Source organism: Myxococcus eversor, assembly GCF_010894455.1.
GTDB classification, from domain to species: Bacteria; Myxococcota; Myxococcia; order Myxococcales; family Myxococcaceae; genus Myxococcus; species Myxococcus eversor.
The window spans coordinates 141,427-159,743 of the sequence record NZ_JAAIXY010000007.1 but is presented as its reverse complement, the minus strand read 5'-3'; the positions used below and the strand labels follow the sequence as shown (position 1 = coordinate 159,743).

Genomic DNA, 18,317 nt, shown 5'->3' with positions numbered 1-18,317 from the left:
AAATCGGGTCAACGCTTTGAAAACGAAAAAGCGGCGACGCGGTCCGCAGAGGGAACGCGCCGCCGCTTGCCCGGCGTTCGGCTGGAACTGTCGACTGGCCGACTACCGGCGGCGACCCATCAGCCGGAGGATGGCGAGGAACAGGTTGATGAAGTCCAGGTACAGCGTCAGCGCGCCGACGATGCTCACCGTGGCGGCGCTGCTGTAGCCGCTGTTGGCGTGCATCTCCCGCAGCTTCTGCGTGTCGTACGCCGTCAGGCCCGCGAAGACGAGGACGGAGGCGCAGGCGACGACGAAGGACATCATGTCACTGCGCATGAAGATGTTGACGACGCTCGCCAGCACCACGCCGATGAGGCCCATGAAGAGGAAGGTGCCCCACGCGCTCAGGTCCTTCTTGGTGATGGTGCCGTAGAGGGCCATGGCGCCGTAGACGCCCGCCGTCAGGAAGAACGCCTGCGCGATGCTGCCCGCCGTGTAGACGAGGAAGAGGATGGCGAACGTCATCCCCGTGAGCGCCGAGTAGCCGAGGAACATCGTCGCGGCCACCGGGCCGGACAGGCGCGGCGCGAGGAACGACAGCGCGAGCACCGCGCCCACCTGAGCGATCATGAAGCCCAGGCGCCAGTCGATGACCGTGCGCAAGAGCGTCTCGTTGCTCAGCGTCAGCAGGGCCATCACGCCCGTGACGAGCAGCCCCGCGAACATCCACCCATGTACACGCGTCATGAACGCGCGCTTCGACTCCTGCACCAGCACGGAGTGGGCCGAGTCGCTCTCGGCCGTCTGCCATCCGGAAGTTTCCCAGGCCATGAATCGTATCCTTTCGCGCCGGAGCTCCCGCCCGGCGGCGGCACTGCTTATAGCGTCTTCGTCCGGGGCGTGCCCGGACCCCGTTGGAACCTTCCCTTAAATCGCCTTCCACGCGAGCAAAAGCTTCGAGGCGACCTCGGTGGTGATGAGGGGCAACACGCCGCCGCCGCCCACGATATTCACGATTTCCGCCATGGAGCCCCGGCACACGCCCCCCCAGGCAGGCTGCTTCGCCAGCCCCACCGAGGCATATGCCGAGTAGTCGACGAAGAACGAGGTGGGAAGCACCGTCCCGTTCGGCTCGCAGAGCAGGTGGTCCTCCGGAGGCGAGTCGACAATCTGCTGCACCACGAAGCCACCACCCGTCGTGTCCGACGCGGCGCGAGCACACAGCTCCGGCCAGGCGAGCAGCTCGCCATACGCGGCCGTCACCCGCTCCGAGTAGGGCACCGTGCCCTCCGAGCGACCGAGGAATACCGCCTTGCCGCCGTAGTCCCAGGCCCGCTTGAGCACGAAGCGGGCGGGCGTCCGCGCGACTTCGGCGACCAGGTCGTCCAGTCGCCCACCATCCGGACCCGTGGCGGGCCCAGCGCGGAAGACCCGCGTCCACGGCACGGAGGTCCGCACCGCCTCCAGCTCGTCGTCGGTGAGGCCGGCGGCCTGGGCGAGCGCGGGCTCCGCGAGCGCATGTGAGAGCCGGGCGAACGTCGACTTCGCCTCCACCTGCGACGCGGGTGGGTTGAGGAACACGGCCTTCTTGCCGGGCACGGTGGAGAGGAAGTCCTCCACCCACGGAGACGGCGACTGCTCCAGCCGCCGCACGAAGAGGTGGCGGTAGACGAGGTCGTACTTCTTGCCGCGCACCTCGAAGGCGTCGTCGCCGGAGACCTCGTCCGGATGGACCACGTCCGCGTCGGCGCCCATTTCACGGAAGCGCTCGCACAGCCAGCGCAGCTCGGAGATCTGCGCGTCGTTGCGGCGGCACAGCAGGGCCACCGTGTCGGGGAACTTTCCGGGCCGCTCGGCGGCGTAGCCATCCAGGAGCGCGCGGTACAGCGCCAGTGCGTTGCTGCCGTTGAGGGCCAGCAGCGAGGCCAGCGCCTTCTCCGGGTAGCGGAAGTGCCGGGCCACCACCTCGATGAACGAGCGGGCCGCGATGTCCGAGTAGCCCTGCATGGCCGGAATGGTCGCGTTGACTTCCAGCGCCCAGGGCTTGCCGCCCGACACGAAGTAGTCGACGCGCGTCGTGGCCAGCCGCTCGGACTGCCGCCAGGTGCGCTCCGCGAGCGTGCGCTCGAGCGGGGACAGCGCGCCCAGGAGCTCGTGTGCGTCGGGTCCGTCGAGCGTGGCGCGCGCCATCTTCACCGTGGCGGAGGACAGGCGCGCGGACAGCTCCGCGCGGCGGCGGATCTCCGCGGCATCCAGGATGACGGGCGTGGCGGTGATGGGGATGGGCCGGGTGGTGCCATCCAACTGCGTCACCGCCAACCCCCGCTTGTAGGCGAGCTGTGACAGCTCGGGCGCGAAGTGGCGTGCCTGGTGTCGCAGCACGTCGATGAGCTCTTGCACGGGTCTTTCTGTCCCTCGGCTTGCCCGGGACTCGCCCGGGAGCCGGTGAACCTATTCCCGGCGGCCCCCACCGTCCATCCGCGCGAATCCCCACGTCCCGCCCCAGGGCACGCCTCCTCGAGGTCTTGGCCGCCCGAGGCCTCGTCCATCACACCTGCCGTGTGTGTCCGCCTGGGGTGCGTCGTGCCGGCCGGAGGCGTGCGCTCACCTGGTCCGCCCATGGCCTGACATCGTCCCACCGCGCCGCGTGCGCTGGCATGTGTGTCATTCCATGTGACTTGCACGCGCGCTCCGTCTGGCTTACAACCGCATTGCGTTTACCGCTGGAAATCCCTCCCCCGTGAGCCGCTCCCTCCCTCCAACGTCTTCGTGTCTCGCCCGGTCTCGCCTGCTGGCGCTGCCGCTCGTGGCCGTGTGTGCGCTGGCGTACATGGGGAACGTGCTGCACTTCGCCCTGGTCCAGCACGCGACGTGCTTGGAGCACGGAGAGGTGGTCCACGTGGAGGAGGGTGGCTCGCACCTGGCGCCCGTCGTGGAGGAGTCCTTCGACGACGTGCGGCTGGCGTCCCGTGAGGATGCGCCCGCGAGTCATGGCGCCGAGGCGCATTGTCTTCACATGTTGATCCGCCGAGAGGCCCCGCCTCCGGTGGAGGGCACGTCTGTCCTTGCGCGCGTGCCCACCCGTTCCTCGCCGGCGCTGGCGGTGTTCCGCTTCCAAGCGGAGCCTGTCGCCCGGTTGCACCTGGCCCCCAAGGCCTCTCCGCCTCGCGCCTGAGACACCACCCAGGGTACGCGTCCGTCGCTCCCGGCACAGTCATGCCGTGAGTAGGCCGCGGTCCGTGGCCTCTGACTGACGTCCGGTTCCGCGAAAATGGAGCCGTGCGCCAGCCACCGCGCGACGCGCCGCCGGATGGCTCGTTTCCCCTGCGTGCACGCTCTCGCCCCCCGTGTCGCGCGCGTTCCGCGCGATTCCCACCCCGCCCCCGGTGTCCGTTCTGGCTCCGCCTCCCTGGGCGGGGTTCGTGGCGGCGTTGGTGGCTGGGGACCTGATGTCCATCCACGTGGAGCTACACACATGAACAAGAAGCTTCTGGCCGCCCTCCTGATGTCCACCGCGCTCCTGTCCGCCGCCTGCGGCGATGATGACGAGGCGCCCGAGGAGAATGTCGACGTCGAGGGGTGCGAGCACCTGCGCGAGGGCCCGGCCGTCGCCGTCCTCGCCACCCTCACGGGCACGCCTCCGACGGTGGCCAACAACCACCGCCGCTACGACATCACGCTGGTGGACGGCACGGGCGGCCGCTCTGGCTCGGTGTCGTTCGCCGCGTCGGAGGCCACGGACTACGTCTTCTTCACCAGCGCGGACGTCCCCGTGTCCATCACCGACAGCAGCGGCGCGGCGGTGGAGATCGAGGAGAGCACCAAGAGCTCCGAGACCTGCACCGAAATCAAGGGGCGGCACATCGTCCCGCTGACGGTCGGCACGCACACCCTCACCTTCGGTCCCACGTCGGCGGCGTCCGTCAACCTCGTCATCGAGGAGGCGTCGCACGAGGGCCACGAGCACTAGCCGCGAGCCCGGGGCGCGTTGCCCCGGCGCTTCACCCCGAATCCGGGGTCGGCCCTGGCGCCGGCCCCTCCTGGAGACGAAGAACATGGGAGCCTTTCAGCAGTTCCTGACCGAGAAGCAGATTGCCTCCGACACGCTGCTGCGCCTGTCGCGCCAGTTGGAGGCCCAGGCCGACACCGACCGCGCCTTGAAGCGCAAGCGCTCCGACAAGCGGCGCGACAAGGACACGCAGGGCAAGAGCTACGCGGAGCTGTCACTGGCCAAGCCGAAGAGTGGCAGGGGCGTGAGCGAGCAGCAGCTCCAGGCGGCGCTCGCGGACCTGCCGCTGCCGCGTCGCGTGCGCGGCAAGCTGGTGCGGGCCGTCAACGCGGTGCTCACCAAGAAGGGGAGTGGCGCGGTGGACCCCAAGGCGCTGTTCGGTGACGCGGCCGTTCGCGCCGGCCCCGCGAAGAAGTCCGCGAGCTGAGTCGGGAGGCCCACGTGTCATTCGCCAAAGCCCCACCGATTCTTCCTCGAGACGTCCTCCGGGACGCGGACCGTTTGTTCGACGTCTCCATGTGGTGCCTCGGGCAGGACGTGCGCTGCCCGGAGGGCAACCTCCTCATGCGTCGCGGCCTGGTCCGCCACGCGCGGCCCGAGGGGGTGGAAGGTCAAAGCGCGTACTGCGTCGCGTTGCCGGACGGAGGTCGGCTGTCGCTGTGGGGCTTCGGCGCGTTGTGCGAGTGCGGTCAGGCCGTCTTCGTCCCACGAGACGGCTTCACCCCTCGCTGGTTGGAGCGTGCTCCGGAGGGCCCCGCATATCGGGCCTGTGAGCTGGGCACGTGGCGGGCTCCCGCCAGTGTGGAGGAGCGGCGCGAGGTCCGTCGGAGCCTGACGGGGCTCGCCGAGTGGTTCGCCGGGCACGAGGACTGGGTGGCCCGGGAAGTAGGGCTCGAGTGGAGGCGCGCCTGCGTGGCGGCTCGGCGCAAGGCGCCTCCTGTTCCACCGGAGACGCTGGCCGCCGCGTGGTGGCGGCTCGGCACGCGCATCCGCTCTCTGGATTTGGGTTTCAACGGCTGTGGCGCCTCGGGTTCCGAGGCACTGGGAGGACATCATGCTGTCGCGACTGCTGCGCAACGATGAGCCATCCGTCTACGTCCAGGCCGCATGGGAGGACGTCGAGGACGAGGCGCTTCCTCGTCCCTTGCTCCGTGAGGGGCTGGGTACATCTCACCTGAAGGTGAGCACGCGGGTGCCGCAGGCCCAGGCCTGGTTCGACCAGGGCTTGAGCCTGCTGCATCTGGGCTGGGGGCCGGAGGCGCGTCGCTCCTTCGCGGAGGCTGCCCGGTTGGACCCGGAGCTGGCCATGGCGTGGTGGGGCCTGGCGCTGACGCGAGGGCCTGGAGCGCGCTTCGCCAAGGCTCGGGCGGAGGCGATGACGCGCGCGCTCGCGCTGAGCGCGGGCCTGCCCGACGTGGAGCAGCGCTACATCGTCGCGGCCAGCCTGCTCGCGGAGAAGGGGCCTTCCAACGGGCGCCATGCCTTCGTGAGGGAGATGGAGGGGCTGGTCGACCGCTACCCCGAGGACGCGGAGGCAAGGCTGTTGCTGGCCGGTTTCCTCGCGGACGGGTACGAGCCGGACGGTCGCCCCGGACAGGGACAGCCCTACGCGCAGGCGCTGCTGAGGGAGTTGTTGCGCACGCATCCGGACCACGCGGGTGTCCACTTCGCGTGGGTGTGCACCATGCTCCCGAGCCTCCGGCCCGAGGCGGCGAGGGAGAGCGCGCTGCGGCTCCCGAAGCTCGCGCCTGGAGCCAGCTTCGCGCTGCTGGTGTCGGGGCGTCTGCTGGGCCGGCTGGGCGAGACGGATGCGGCCTACCGTGTGCTGGAGGCCGCGGTGGAAGCGGACGACGCGTACCTCGCGGCCGAGTCGCTGCCCACCGTCTTCGCGCCCTGCGCGGAGCTGGCCATGCGGCTCTTGAGCCAGGGTTGCGCGGAGGCGGGGCAGTACAGCGACGCGCAGACGTGGGCGCGGCGGCTGCGTCAGCGCGTGGAGTCCGCGGGCGGCGAGGCCCAGGCCGTGCTCTTCGCGGCGACCACGCTGGTGTCCACGCACCTGCGCTTCGGGTTCTGCCGTGCGGCGGCGGACGTGTCGCTGGAGCTCGCCGGCGAGCTGACCGTCGCCGAGCAGTCGCTGCGCGACGGGGTCCGGTTGTACACGCGGGGCATCAACGCGCTGGACGCGGGGCGACTGCCGGACGCGGAGCGCGCGTGCGCATCGCTCGAGCTGCTGCAGCCCGTGTTGTCCGAGGTGCGTCGCTCCGAGAACCGCGCCCTGTGCCCGCGCGATGTCTCCCGGGTGCTGGAGGTCGCGGAGAGCGAGTTGCGCGGCGCGCTGGAGTCGCGTCGTGGAGATGGCGGTCGCGCGGAGGCCACGTTGATTCGGGCGTGGCGCATGGAGCGCCGGCTTCGCGCGTCGGGCCCGGCGTCGTTCTCCCGGCCCGCGCGGGAGACGCTGGCTCGTGCCCGCATGCGGGGTGAGCGCGAGGAGAAGGCGTTGGAGCTGGCCCGGGCCCTCGTCGAGGAGCGCCCTGGTTGTGGCCACTTCCGGCTGCTGCTGGCCGAAGCGCGCGCGGCGCTGGGAGAGCGCGTGCTGGCGGTGCAGGACTTCAACGCGTTCCTCGACCGATGGCGTGACGCGGACTCGCACCTGCCGGAGCTGCGGCGCGCGAGGACGTACATCGACGGACGGGGCCGTGTCCTGCGCCTGGTCCACACGTCCGAGGCGCCGCTCCCGGTGCCTCCTGACTTCCGTCCCCTGGAGAAGGTGTCCTGTTGAGTTCTTTGGAACGAAGTCTCGCCGCGCCCTCGCGTTGGGATGGGGTGGGGCAGTTGCTCTCCGCGCTGTGTGTCGTCCACTGCGTGGTGCTTCCCGCCGTGCTTGGGCTCCTGCCCGCCGCGGCGGCGCGGTGGCTGAGCGGGGAACAGACGCATCAGGGGTTGCTGGCGCTGGCCCTGATGGGAGCGCTCGCGGCCTTCATTCCGGGATGGAGACTGCACCGTCGCCGGGTGGTGCCGGTGCTCGCCGTCAGCGGACTGACGATGCTGGCATCGGGGGCGTTCCTGGTGCCGGAGGGCGAGGGCTGGGAGCTGGGGCTCAATCTGGGGGGCGGGCTGTTGATGGCGGTGGCACACGGGCGCAACCGGGCCCTGTGCCGCGAGTGTTGCCCGCCCGAAGTCCACTGAGCGGAAGCGTCGGGCCTGGGGCGTCCGATGCGCCCACCGCTTGACGGGCCGGAGTCGTTCGCGCGAGGAGAGGGGGCATGCCCACCTTCCGTCTCACGCAGGACCAGGCCGCGTTGCTCGTCGTGGACATCCAGGAGCGCCTGTGCGCGGCCATGGACCGCGACGCGTTGGACAGGATGCTCGCGCGCACCAGCGCCGCCGTCGAAGGCGCCCGGGCGCTCGGCCTCCCCGTCATCATCACCGAGCAGTATCCCCAGGGCCTGGGGCCCACGCACTCGCTGCTGCGGCTGAAGCTGGGGAGCTTCAAGGCGGTGGAGAAGCTGGAGTTCAGCGCCGCCGTGCCGGACGTGCTCGCGCTGCTGGGGACTCGCAAGCAGGTGTTGCTGGCCGGCATGGAGACGCACATCTGTGTCTTCCAGACGGTGCGCGACCTGGCGGAGCGGGGCTACACGCCGGTTTTGCTGGCGGACGCGGTGATGTCGCGTTCGACGGAGGACCGGCGGGTGGGGTTGGACCTGTGCCGCGATGCGGGGGCGACGGTGGCCACGGTGGAGGCCGCGCTGTTCGATTTGCTCGGGCGCGCAGGCACGCCCGAGTTCAAGAAGGTCTCCGCCGCGGTCCGCTGACGCCTAGAACATGGGAGGTTTTTCTCCATCCCGGCGTGGCGGCAGCGGGGGGCGAATGGGGAGAGGCGCCTCCTGCTGCTTGGAGATGGCGGGGAGGGAAGGTGTCAGCGCTCCGACGTAGATCATGCCGTGGACGCCTTCGGACGTCGGCGATTCGAAGGACGTGATGGACGGCGACAGGCCGGGGAGTGCCGCCACCCGGCCCGAGGGCGTCGAGCCGATGAGCCCGCACTGGAGCTTCCCCTCGCGATCCAGGTCGCAGCCCCAGCGCGTTCCCTGGGCGTAGCTCATCTCCAGCACGACGAGGTGTCGGGACTTCAAGAGATGCGCCATGGGCGTGAAGTCCTGGTCCCAGGGAGTGCCGGCGATGGTGCGCGTATGCGTGTTGCCGGCGAGGATGACCTGGACTTCGGCCCGTTGTGCCTCGCGGCGCTGGTTCCAGAAAGCGGCCTGCAGACCATCGCGTTTGCTTCCGCCAGCCAGGTCGGTGTCATACGCCAGGAGCGTCACGCTCAGCCCGGCCATGCGCATGGCGCGGACACGGTCGATGAGGTCCAGGATGGCGCGGCTGCTGCGGCCATCCTGGTAGGGCCGTTGCCAGAAGCGCCCTTCCAGGAGCGCATCCTGGTCGGAAGGAGCGCCCGCGCTCGCGAGGTAGCGGTCCACCCGTTCCTGCTCGGTGCGGGGAATGGACAACCCCAGTGCCACGGGTAGCCCCGCCTCGGCGACCTGGCACACCAACTCGCCCACCACCGCGGGAGCTTCACGCGAGCCGAGTTGTTCGCCCACCAGCAGCGTCAGTCCAAGGTCCAGTACTTCCGGGAGCCCGCGCATGGCTTCGCCGCAGGGGCCTGCTTCGGACGCCTCGTCTTTCCACCGCGTGAGGTAGAAGTCCGAGTCGCGCACGGCCTTGGGGCGCGGCTCCTCTCGCACGTTGCCGCTCACCACCTCCAACGAGGGGGTCGACTCCAGTCGCAGCGTCAACTCCCGCTCGAGGTCCAGGTCGCGCGTGCCGTTCGTCAGCGTGCGCAACTCGATGCGTTCGCCGCGCGCCATTCGGAGCGGTGGCCCCTGGTCGTTGAAGGGGCTCACGTCGTGGAGGACATAATAGATGTATTCGATTCTCCACCAGTTATCGACCTGGTTGACGTCGTTGCCCATCGCGTTGAAGGTCATCCGGAAGATGCGGACGACGGATTGCCGTGGGCCCACGGAGATGCCCGTCACCACGAAGCGCACGTAGCGGTCGTTCCCCGTGTCGCCCCTGTCGTGGGTCTTCCACTTCGTGAGGAACTGGGTCGGATCCGTCGTCTCCTCGATGGCGTATCCTCGAGCGGTGAACAGCTGCCGGGTGACGGCCAGTGCTTCTTCCAGGGGCTTCTGGAAGACGTGCTCGAACTTCGGCGTCTCGGACTCCACGGTGCGGGGCCCATGCGCGCAGCCCACGCAGGTGGCCCAGAACAGCCAGCACATCGCCAAGGCACGGAAGCTCATGTCGCGATCCCCTCCGGAAGCGCCTCGTCGCTATCGAGGCTGCTTCCGGTAACGCGATGTCACCGGACCCATATCGAGCCGGGTGGGAACCTCGTTCACCGTGCGCGCCGCGCGAGTTGGATGAGTGCGCGCGCACCCATGGCCAGGCCCACCAGCATCGCGGCGACCACGGTCTGCGAGCCACCCACCGGGAAGTCGAAGAAGTAGGCGAACATGTAGCCGCCCACGCCGGAGACGATGCCCGCGAGCGTGGCCACGAAGAAGGTCCACGGCAGTCGCAAGTCCAACATCAGCGCGGCGATGGCGGACAGCGTGGAGAAGGCGAACACCGGCAGCGCGCCGAGCGCCCGGGCGCACACGCCCACCATGACGCCGATGGACACCATCAGCACGCCATCCAACAGTCGGACGGGCAGGCCCTGCACCAGCGCGCCGATGCGGTCGAAGCTCGCGAAGGTGATGCCCCGGTACCACCACAGGTGGATGACCATGACCAGGATGCTGGCGATGGCCACGGTGCGAAGTTGCTCGGGTGTCACCAGCACGGCGGTGCCGAAGAGGATGCCCTGGATGTCGTGGGACTCCTGGGCGATGCGGTCGCCCACCAGCACGGCCGCGCCACCTGACAGGGCATAGGCGAGGCCCAGCAGGCTCTCCCGAGTCAGCCGCAGCCGGGTGGGGTCCATCATCAGCAGCAGCGTCGCCAGGAGCGCGAGCGCGGTGGCGCCGATGACGGGCTCCACCTCGAAGCCCAGGTGGATGCCCATGTAGAAGGCCAGTGCCACGCCCAGGCCCGCGGACTGGGCCACCGCGGCGCTGACGAACACCATGCGCCGCAGCACCACGTAGACGCTCAGGAAGCCGAGCACGCCGCCGGCCATGAGGGCGCACAGCAGCGGGTCCCGGAACAACTCGAACCCCTCGATGAACTGCTGCCACTGGGATGGTTCAGCGAGCATCGGATCCACGGTGGGGTCCCTCGGGGGCGCGGTGGCAGTACTCGTCGCCGTACTGGCGACGGAAGGCGGGGTGACAGAACACGGTGCGCGCGTCGCCCACGACGAAGGCGGACGTCTCCCGGTCCACGAAGAGCAACACGTCCGCGTGCTCGGCGGCGACCTCCAGGTCGTGGCACACCACCACCACGCCCAGTCCTCGTTGGCGCGCGAGCAAGCACAGCCGCTGCATCGTCTCGCGCTCCGCCACCGCGTCCATGGCGGCGGTGGGCTCGTCGAGCAGCACCATGTCCGCCTCGGTGGCGATGAGCCGGGCCAGGAGCGTGCGCTGCTTCTGGCCCTCGGACAGCTCGCGGTAGGGCCTGTTCGCGATGGCCTTGGCCCCGGCGGTCTCCAGGGCCACCTCCACCGCGTCGCGGTCCGCCTTGCGAGCGAACGGCCACAGGAAGCTCCAGTTGCGCAGCCGTCCCCAGGCGGTCAGCTCCCGCGCCCGCAGCGGCAGCAGCGAGTCGATGCCGGACGTCTGCGGCACATAGGCGCTGCGCATCTCCGGATGGCCTCGGGCGATGGTGCCCGACACGGGGTCGATCATCCCGAGCAGCGTCTTGAACCACGTGCTCTTGCCGGAGCCGTTGCGGCCCACGACGGCGACGAACTGGCCACGGCGGATGACCATGTTGATGGGCGGCAACATGGCCTTGTCGTTGTATCCGATGACCAGCTCCGTGCAGGTGAGCAGCGGCTCGCCGAAGGTGAAGGTCGGCGGTACTGCGTGGCTCGCGGCGTCCGGGCTCACGGGTTCATCGGTCTTCACGTCGCACCTCCGCTTGGGGCTTCAATGCCGCGAGCTCCTCGAACAGGGCCTTGCGCGCCGCCTCGTTGGAGACGGTTCCCAGGTCCAGCACGCCATCCGCGCCGGGCGTCAACGCGGCCCAGTCCAGGCCGTCGAATACGGTGGGGGGAACCTCGAGCGTCAGCGCCAGCTTCACGCGGGGCTTGTGCTCACGGTCCGATGGCACGTCCACCTCGCCCGCCAACGTGAAGAGCGGCGTGGCCTCCTCGCCCTCCGCGCCACCCTCGGACACCACCGTCATGCGGAACGGTGTCTCCGCGAGTCGTGGCGTGGCGCGCGAGTCCCGCACGACGCCCGTCAGCGTCACCGACGTCACTTCCCAGACGCCTCGGGAGATGGCGGTGCGAGACAGCTCGCAGTCCGGCTCGCACTCCACCGGCGTGGTCTCCGGGGTCAGCAAGTTGAACTCGCCGTCCACGTGCAGCGCGGCGACGAGCGTGGAGGAGGAGCCACCTCCGCCCAGCTCGGCTTCGATGTCCTCGTAGTCCACGAGCGCGCCACCGTCGCTGTGACAGTGGCCGTTGTGGCACAGGCTGTAACCCGGTGGCGGATTGGCGGGGTCGAACGTCGTCGGCCCTCCGCCTCCCGCGCCACCCACCAGCTCCACGTGGGAGATGCCCAGCGCGGCCGAGCCCAGGCTCACCTGATAGTCCGACGCGAGGCGCTGGAAGCCATTGCCCGCGTTGCGCGAGGCCACGGGCACGTAGCTGGCGGTGACGGTGGGCTCCAGCACCGCGAAGCCCTCACCCGAGTCCAGCGCGCAGCCGGACAGCAGCAAGAAGGGGAGCAGCAGTCGGGTCCGCATGACTCAGCCGCCCTTTCCGCCGGCGAGCCCCTTCTCCAGGCTGCCGACCAGCTCGTTGATGTGCTGGACGTACGTCTCACCCGAGCGGAAGTCCGTGCCGCCATGGAGGATGACGAGCGGCGCCGGAATCATGCCCGCGAGCATCTTCGCCTCCCGGTCGTTGTAGTAGCTCTCGATGAGCACCATGCGGGCCTTGCGCTGCCGGGCGAGCACGAGGACTCCGGCCACGTGGGACGGATTGGGTGGGATTCCCGGCTTGGGCTCGAGGAACGCGATGGGCTCGAAGCCCAGCCAGTCCGCGAGATACGCCGTCGTCCGGTGGAACGCGATGATGGGCGCGCCGCGCAGGCCGGCCAGCCGCTTCTCCCAGCCGACGCGCGCGGCATCCAGCTCGGCGGTCAGCTTCGCCGCGTTGGCGCGGTAGGTCGCCGCGTTCTTCGCGTCGAGCTGCGCCAGTCGCTCGGCGATGCCGCGAGCCACCGCCGCGCCCTGTCGCGGGTCATAGAGGTAGTGGGGGTTGCCGCCGGGGTGCACGTCGCCCTCGCTGCGGTCCACCTTGGTGGCGGGGACCTCCAGCAGGCGGACGAACTGCGAGGCATTGAGGAAGCCGGGGTTTCCCACCTGGATGCGCGGGTTGCGCGAGCCCGTCTGGAGGTTCGGCAGCCAGCCGATCTCCAAATCCAGGCCCACGCTGATGAGCAGGTCCGCGTTCCTCAGCGCGAGCGCGAGGCTGGGCTTCGCGTCCACGCGGTGCGGGTCCTGGCTTCCCAGCGCCATGGACTGCACCTGGACCAGCTCTCCGCCCACCGCCTTGGTGATGGCGGCGAGGTCCGGAAGGGTGGTGACGACATTGACGGCCGCGCGCGCGGGTGCGGCGGCGAAGAGGCAGAGGGCGGCGCACAGGGCCGCGACGAAACGAAAGTGGCGCATGGGGCAGGGCTCCCGTGAAAGAGGTTCAGAACGCATGGGCGCCGTGGGCGCCCGTCACCAGTTCGAGCGCGAGGAAGACGGAGTAGTCCGCCTCATCGCGCCAACGGGCCCGGTCTCTCGCGGCCTGCACGCGCAGGCGGGAGAACTCGGTGGGCCAGAAGGTGAGGTTGGCGGAGATCCGGTCCCGGTTCTTGGTCCACTCCGGGTCCAGCGGATCCAACGCCACCTCGCCGCCTTCGCCCTTCGCCGGCGTGCCCAGTTCGTAGCGCGCGGCGGCGGCCCAGCGCTGGGAGAAGCGCCACGCGAGCTGGGCATAGGTGTTGATGTCTGTCAGCACGTCGTCGGGCACCTGCCGTCGCCGGTACAGGGCCTCCACCTGGAGGGTGACGAGCGTGTTGCTGGCCTCGGTGATGGGCCGGTAGCGCAGGTACACGTCGGTGCCGAAGACATCCGTGCGGTTGCGATAGCCGGTGGGATTGGGGCCGGTGGCGGCGGACAGTCCCCACATCAAGGACAGGTCATCCGACAGGGGGAAGAACTGCTTGAGGATGCCCGTGGCCTGGAGGTCCATCGGTGAGAGGACGCGGTCATTCGACGCGCCCAGGAAGCTGCGCGCGGTGGCTTCTCCCGTGGCATCGGTGAGGCTTCCGGTCAGCTCCACGTACCAGGGCAGCGGCGTCAGCCAGGACAACTCCACGCCCAGGCCACGGTTGCCCTCCGCGCCGAAGACGCGGCTCATGGCGAAGGGTTGATCCACGAAGTCCCACGCGTGCGGGTGCGTGGCATTCAGCCGACCGAAGCGCGTGAGGAACTGGCCCGCGCGCACCTGGAGGCTGCCAGGGAGTGCCAGCGTGGTGCCGTAGGCCTCCTCGATTTCGACGCCGAACTGGCTGTAGACGATGTTCGCGTCGAAGCGGAAGTACGGGTCCACCACCGAGCCGATGGACAGCTCCAACTGCTGGAGGTTGAAGCCGTTGCGCGTGGGGTCGTGCGCACCGCCCTGGAGCGGCTCCTTGGACGTGAAGGCCGCGGCGGCGATATCCAGGATGAAGCTCATGTCCAGGAAGTTGGTGCCGCTGGTCCCTCCTGGAATCGACAGCGGCAGGCCGCCTCCGGGCGTGGAGTCCGGCGCGGAGGACGTGCCGGCGGGAACCCCCTGCTGGGTGTCGCCACCGAAGGCCTTCTCGATTTCGGCCATCTCCTCGGGCGTGAGGCCCGCGGGGACTTCTTCGGGTGGACCCGCGTCGGCGCCGACTTCCGACTCGGGGACTCCCGCATCGGGAGGAAGGGGAGGAGAGGATTCCTGCGCCGAGGCGGACGCCGCGGAGAACAGGGCTGCGATGGACACGGCGATGAAGGCGCCGTGCAGACGAACGAAGACGGATGACACCGGGAATGCTCCTCGAAACCGGGACGCACGCGTACGCGTGCACCTCACTGCGAGACCTGACCACACCTGCTGGACGCGACTCAGGCGTGCGCGGGTGGCGAGGACTTGGGCGCGGTGTCGAGGACGGAGAGCGGAGGGGCGACGCGCGGAGGCGCGGTGGAGGGACGGCTGACCGCGAGCCGGGGCAGCGTCCACGACGACGGCGAGGTGAAGAACAGCTCGTCCCGCGTGCTCGACGTCAGCAGCGGGCACGCCTCATGGGTCAGCCGTGTCGCGTCGGGGTTCGACGAGGGGAGGGCGGACAGCTGCGCCAGCTTCTCGGGCGCAAGCCGTGCCTGGATGGAGCCGGTGCCCCGGGCCGTCTCCTCGAACGTCTGATGCTCGGGGCAGAAGCGGTGGGCGTGCGCCTCCCGGACGTGGAGCAGGGCCCCCAGCGGCTGCAACGCCCACAGCGCGACGAGCAGCGTCGCGATGCCACGGACGAAGGTATGTGCGCGCTGGATCATCGGAAGAGAGGACGGTTCAGGTGCTCTACTGACGGCACCTGGGAGAGTCAAGGCAGGCTAGCACGGCGGTGGGACGGACACCTCTGTCACCGCATTCACCGGGATGGTCCTCGGTGCCCGGGCGGTTGGAGACACCTGTATGGATGAAGGACAGCCGGACGGACGATTCATTCCGGTGGCTCGGCTCGCCGCGTTGGACGCACGCGGTCGCGCCGTGGTCCAGGTGGGAGACACCCGGGTGGCGCTCGTCCGGGTGGACGGGCGGCTCCATGCCTTGAGCGACACCTGTCCTCACCGAGGCGGCTCGCTGCACGAGGGGGAGCTGGACGGGCACCTGCTCCATTGTCCCTTGCACGCCTGGCCCTTCGATGTGCGGACGGGGCGCTGCCCCTGGCGTCCCGACGCGAGCGTTCGCATCTACGAGGTTCGGGTGCGAGGTGAGGAGATCCTCGTCGCGGCATCGGATAGCGTCCCTCCCGCTGAACGCCCGCCCCTGTAGGAGTCCTTGCCCCCGTGACTTCGTCCAAAGCTCGCACCCGCAATGCCCCCGTCCCGCCGCCCGCCACAAGCGTGCCGGACCCCGCCGCCATGGCTCGCGCGGTGGAGGCCTTCCTGCACGCCGCCGGGCTGCCGTTGGACGACGCGAACCTGGTGGACACCCCGCAGCGCGTGGCCGACGCCTGGAGCCGTGAGTTCCTGGATGGCTACGCGAAGACGCCCGAGGAGGTGCTGGGCAAGACGTTCCCCACGCCGAAGGGCTCATCGCGAGAGCTGGTGGTCGTCACTCACCTGCGCTTCGTCTCCATGTGCCCGCACCACCTGCTGCCGGTGACGGGGCTCGCGCATGTCGCGTATGTGCCGGGCAAGCGGATGGCGGGCTTCGGCAGGCTGTCCTCGCTGGTGGACTGCTTCGCGCACCGGCTCATCCTCCAGGAGGACCTGGCGCGTCAGGTGGCCAGCTCCCTGGCCCGCGTGCTCGGCAGTCCCGCCACCGCGTGCATCATCGAAGCGGAGCAGTCGTGCTTGCGCATGCGAGGCGCCAGACAGCACGACGCCATCACCCACGCGGAGGCCTATGAGGGTGAGCTGCGGCGGGATGGCTCGCTCCGCCGCGAGCTGTGGGCACGCCTGGGGACGCGGCGATGAGTGGCCCTTCCGCGCGGACGGACCGCGTGGAGCCGGAGCGGGTGGAGCGGGTGTGTGAAGCCCTCGCGAGCATCCTCGTGGAGGGGCAACTGCGGCGCGACGCGGACACGCTCGCGGCCTATGGGCGGGATGAGTCCGACAGCGGCGTCTTCCCACCGGACGTGGTGGTGTTTCCGGAGAGCACCGCCCAGGTGTCCGCCATCTTCAAGGCCTGCGTGGCGCACGGGGTACCCTTCACGCCGTGTGGCGCGCGCAGCGGGAAGAGCGGGGGCTCGCTGCCCCTGAACGGTGGCGTGGCGGTCAGCCTGGAGCGGATGAATCGCATCCACTCCATCTCCGCGGAGGACCTCACGGCGGTGGTGGGACCGGGCGTGGTGACGGGCGACCTGATGAAGGCCGTGGAGGCACAGGGCCTCTTCTATCCACCGGATCCGAACTCCTGGGAGTTCTGCACGCTGGGCGGCAACGTCGCGGAGAACGCGGGCGGTCCTCGCGCGCTCAAGTACGGCGTCACGCGCGACTATGTCATCGGCCTGGAGTGGGTGCTTCCGGATGGAGAGGTGCTGCGGGTCGGCCGCCGGACAATCAAAGGCGTGGCCGGCTATGACCTCGTGGGCCTCTTCGTGGGGTCCGAAGGGACGCTCGGGGTCGCCACCGAAATCACGCTGCAGCTCATTCCGCTGCCACGAAAAGTGCTGACCGCCCTGGTCGTCTTTCCGTCCGTGCTGGACGCGGCACGGGGCGTCTCCGCCGTGCTGGCCGCGGGCATCCTTCCGCGCTGCCTGGAGCTCATCGACGACGTGGCCCTGCGCGCGGTGGACGGCCGGGGCTTCCAGTTCCCCGAAGGGGCGGGCTCGGCCGTCATCGCCGAGGTCGACGGGTACAATGAAGAGGGGCTGTTGGAGGAGCTGTCACGGCTCGGCGACATCTGCGCACAGCAGGGTGCCACGCAGACCCTCGTCGCCCGGGACGAGGGCCAGCGGGAGAAGCTGTGGGCCGTGCGGCGGGTCATCTCCCCGGCGCTGCGCGCGCTCAAGCCCCACAAGATTTCGGAGGACATCGTCGTCCCCCGTTCGAAAATTCCCGAAATCATCTCGCGCCTGAAATCGATGGGCGAAGAGCTGGGACTCACCGTGGCCACCTACGGCCACGCGGGCGACGGAAACCTCCACGCCAACATCCTCTATGAAGGGCCGCACCAGCGCGCCCTGGTGGATGAAGCCCTGCGCCGCATGTTGGTGATGACGGTGGAACTGGGCGGCACGATCACAGGCGAGCATGGTGTGGGCCTCGCGAAGCGGGAATTTCTCGCGCTGGAACAAGGCCCCGCGCTGCTCGAACTGCAGCGGCGGCTCAAGGCCTTCTTCGACCCATCAGGGCTGCTCAATCCCGAGAAAATCTTCCCCGCGCTCAAGCGTTCTACGTGAGTAGCCGTAGCGTGACCATCGCCGGGGGAGTTCGCGCTCCTCAACCATGCAAGTCAGCGGAAGCGCGAGCCTCTCGTCGGCCACGGACTGGCGTTCGACAGTCGAAATGACTTTCGGCGATGGAATGAGAAACCCTTTCGCTCGTTGGGCGTCCTAGAGACAGGTGGACGCGAGTCGGCGGGGACAGCGCGTCCGGCATCGAACGGAGGACGGGAAATCATGGCCAACTCGACGAAGTTTGCGGCGGAGGGCCTGTCGCAATACCTGCGTCACCTGGGGGGACATCACCAACTGACGCGCGAGCAGGAATACGAGCTCGCGGGTCGTGCTCGCAAGGGCGATGAGTCCGCGCGACAGACGCTCGCGACCTCCAATCTGGCCTTCGTTGTCGCCGTGGCGAAGAAGTTCGCCAATCGCGGCGCGCGCCTGGATGACCTCATCCAGGAAGGCAACGTGGGCTTGATGAAGGCGATTGAGCACTTCGACCCGAAGAAGAACGTGCGCTTCGCGACGTATGCGGTGTGGTGGATTCGCGCCTACATCACCCGCTACCTGAAGGACAACCGCAGCCAGGTCCGCGGTGGCGAGGCCGAGCGGGGCAGCATGGTGGACTTCTCGCTCGACGCCTCCATCGACGAGGAAGGGGAGACCACCTTCCTGGATCGCCTGGAGGACAACGGGCCGTCGCCCCAGGACGTGTTCCTCTCCAATGAGCAGGACACGGAGATCCAGGACGCGCTCACCAAGGTGCGCAAGCGGATTGGCGACCTGGGCTGGGACATCCTCACGGAGCGCCTGACGCAGGACAAGCCGCTGACCCTGGAGGAGCTGGGACAGCGGTGGGGCGTGTCGCGCGAGCGTGTGCGCCAGGTGGAGCTCAAGACGAAGACGTTCCTGGAGCGCTACCTGTCCGCCTTCAACGAGAACGAGGAGCAGGCCGCCGCCGACGCGGCGTGAGCCGACCTCCTCCTCCCCACCTGGGGAGATGTGCGGACTGAGCGGGACTG

20 protein-coding genes are annotated in these 18,317 nt (G+C 69.4%); 11 read left to right on the top strand and 9 right to left on the bottom strand.

The window, feature by feature from the left end; genetic code table 11:
• Positions 1-102: 102 nt before the first annotated feature.
• Both G4D83_RS16150 and G4D83_RS16145 read right to left on the bottom strand, forming a co-directional pair.
• Positions 103-813 (bottom strand): Bax inhibitor-1/YccA family protein, encoded by a 711-nt coding sequence (locus G4D83_RS16150; RefSeq protein ID WP_163865649.1) that lies wholly within the window; start codon positions 811-813, stop codon positions 103-105.
• Positions 814-909: 96 nt separating this feature from the next.
• Positions 910-2,382, bottom strand: coding sequence for a hypothetical protein (locus tag G4D83_RS16145; protein ID WP_163865648.1), 1,473 nt, complete (start codon positions 2,380-2,382; stop codon positions 910-912).
• Between the two features lie 340 nt (positions 2,383-2,722).
• Here G4D83_RS16145 and G4D83_RS16140 point away from each other — a divergent pair, with 340 nt between their 5' ends.
• The 7 genes from G4D83_RS16140 (at position 2,723) to G4D83_RS16110 (ending at position 7,803) form a co-directional block, all read left to right on the top strand.
• Positions 2,723-3,157 carry a hypothetical protein gene (locus G4D83_RS16140; protein ID WP_163865647.1) on the top strand — a complete coding sequence of 145 codons (435 nt, stop codon included), beginning with the start codon at positions 2,723-2,725 and terminating at the stop codon, positions 3,155-3,157.
• Between the two features lie 300 nt (positions 3,158-3,457).
• A complete protein-coding gene (locus tag G4D83_RS16135) occupies positions 3,458-3,952 on the top strand; it encodes a hypothetical protein (protein WP_163865646.1) in 495 nt (164 codons plus the stop codon).
• 85 nt (positions 3,953-4,037) lie between these two features.
• Positions 4,038-4,418 carry a hypothetical protein gene (locus G4D83_RS16130; protein WP_163865645.1) on the top strand — a complete coding sequence of 127 codons (381 nt, stop codon included), beginning with the start codon at positions 4,038-4,040 and terminating at the stop codon, positions 4,416-4,418.
• 14 nt (positions 4,419-4,432) lie between these two features.
• Positions 4,433-5,074: a hypothetical protein gene (locus tag G4D83_RS16125; protein ID WP_163865644.1), complete on the top strand. Its 642-nt coding sequence runs from the start codon at positions 4,433-4,435 to the stop codon at positions 5,072-5,074.
• Positions 5,046-6,770 (top strand): tetratricopeptide repeat protein, encoded by a 1,725-nt coding sequence (locus G4D83_RS16120; RefSeq protein WP_163865643.1) that lies wholly within the window; start codon positions 5,046-5,048, stop codon positions 6,768-6,770. The genes G4D83_RS16125 and G4D83_RS16120 overlap by 29 nt, the downstream gene beginning before the upstream one ends.
• Complete coding sequence (locus tag G4D83_RS16115) at positions 6,767-7,177, top strand: MerC domain-containing protein (RefSeq protein WP_163865642.1); 411 nt, start codon at positions 6,767-6,769, stop codon at positions 7,175-7,177. Before G4D83_RS16120 ends, G4D83_RS16115 begins: the two co-directional genes overlap by 4 nt.
• A gap of 77 nt (positions 7,178-7,254) precedes the next feature.
• The gene (locus tag G4D83_RS16110) at positions 7,255-7,803 is read left to right on the top strand and encodes an isochorismatase family protein (RefSeq protein ID WP_163865641.1); all 549 of its coding nucleotides are present in this window, start codon (positions 7,255-7,257) and stop codon (positions 7,801-7,803) included.
• 3 nt (positions 7,804-7,806) lie between these two features.
• Here the strand turns inward: G4D83_RS16110 and G4D83_RS16105 are convergent, their stop codons facing one another.
• From G4D83_RS16105 to G4D83_RS16075, 7 genes are all read right to left on the bottom strand, one after another.
• Positions 7,807-9,297: a hypothetical protein gene (locus G4D83_RS16105; RefSeq protein ID WP_163865640.1), complete on the bottom strand. Its 1,491-nt coding sequence runs from the start codon at positions 9,295-9,297 to the stop codon at positions 7,807-7,809.
• A gap of 95 nt (positions 9,298-9,392) precedes the next feature.
• Entirely contained in the window at positions 9,393-10,265 is an 873-nt protein-coding gene (locus tag G4D83_RS16100) for a metal ABC transporter permease (protein WP_163865639.1), read from the bottom strand.
• Positions 10,246-11,067, bottom strand: a complete 822-nt coding sequence (locus G4D83_RS16095; protein WP_163865638.1) for a metal ABC transporter ATP-binding protein — start codon at positions 11,065-11,067, stop codon at positions 10,246-10,248. The genes G4D83_RS16100 and G4D83_RS16095 overlap by 20 nt, the downstream gene beginning before the upstream one ends.
• Entirely contained in the window at positions 11,054-11,911 is an 858-nt protein-coding gene (locus G4D83_RS16090; protein WP_163865637.1) for a hypothetical protein, read from the bottom strand. Before G4D83_RS16090 ends, G4D83_RS16095 begins: the two co-directional genes overlap by 14 nt.
• Before the next feature lie 3 nt (positions 11,912-11,914).
• On the bottom strand, positions 11,915-12,841 hold the full coding sequence (locus tag G4D83_RS16085) for a metal ABC transporter substrate-binding protein (protein ID WP_163865636.1): 927 nt from the start codon (positions 12,839-12,841) through the stop codon (positions 11,915-11,917).
• A 25-nt stretch (positions 12,842-12,866) separates the two neighbouring features.
• Positions 12,867-14,231 carry a zinc-regulated TonB-dependent outer membrane receptor gene (locus tag G4D83_RS16080; RefSeq protein ID WP_163865635.1) on the bottom strand — a complete coding sequence of 455 codons (1,365 nt, stop codon included), beginning with the start codon at positions 14,229-14,231 and terminating at the stop codon, positions 12,867-12,869.
• Between the two features lie 80 nt (positions 14,232-14,311).
• Positions 14,312-14,737, bottom strand: a complete 426-nt coding sequence (locus tag G4D83_RS16075) for a hypothetical protein (RefSeq protein ID WP_163865634.1) — start codon at positions 14,735-14,737, stop codon at positions 14,312-14,314.
• Between the two features lie 139 nt (positions 14,738-14,876).
• Between G4D83_RS16075 and G4D83_RS16070 the strand changes: the two genes are divergently transcribed.
• From G4D83_RS16070 to G4D83_RS16055, 4 genes are all read left to right on the top strand, one after another.
• Complete coding sequence (locus G4D83_RS16070) at positions 14,877-15,236, top strand: Rieske (2Fe-2S) protein (RefSeq protein ID WP_163865633.1); 360 nt, start codon at positions 14,877-14,879, stop codon at positions 15,234-15,236.
• Between the two features lie 89 nt (positions 15,237-15,325).
• On the top strand, positions 15,326-15,883 hold the full coding sequence (gene folE / locus G4D83_RS16065; RefSeq protein ID WP_217911073.1) for a GTP cyclohydrolase I: 558 nt from the start codon (positions 15,326-15,328) through the stop codon (positions 15,881-15,883).
• Positions 15,880-17,310, top strand: a complete 1,431-nt coding sequence (locus G4D83_RS16060; protein ID WP_163865631.1) for an FAD-binding oxidoreductase — start codon at positions 15,880-15,882, stop codon at positions 17,308-17,310. Before folE ends, G4D83_RS16060 begins: the two co-directional genes overlap by 4 nt.
• Before the next feature lie 219 nt (positions 17,311-17,529).
• A complete protein-coding gene (locus tag G4D83_RS16055) occupies positions 17,530-18,267 on the top strand; it encodes a sigma-70 family RNA polymerase sigma factor (protein WP_163865630.1) in 738 nt (245 codons plus the stop codon).
• Positions 18,268-18,317 lie beyond the last annotated feature (50 nt).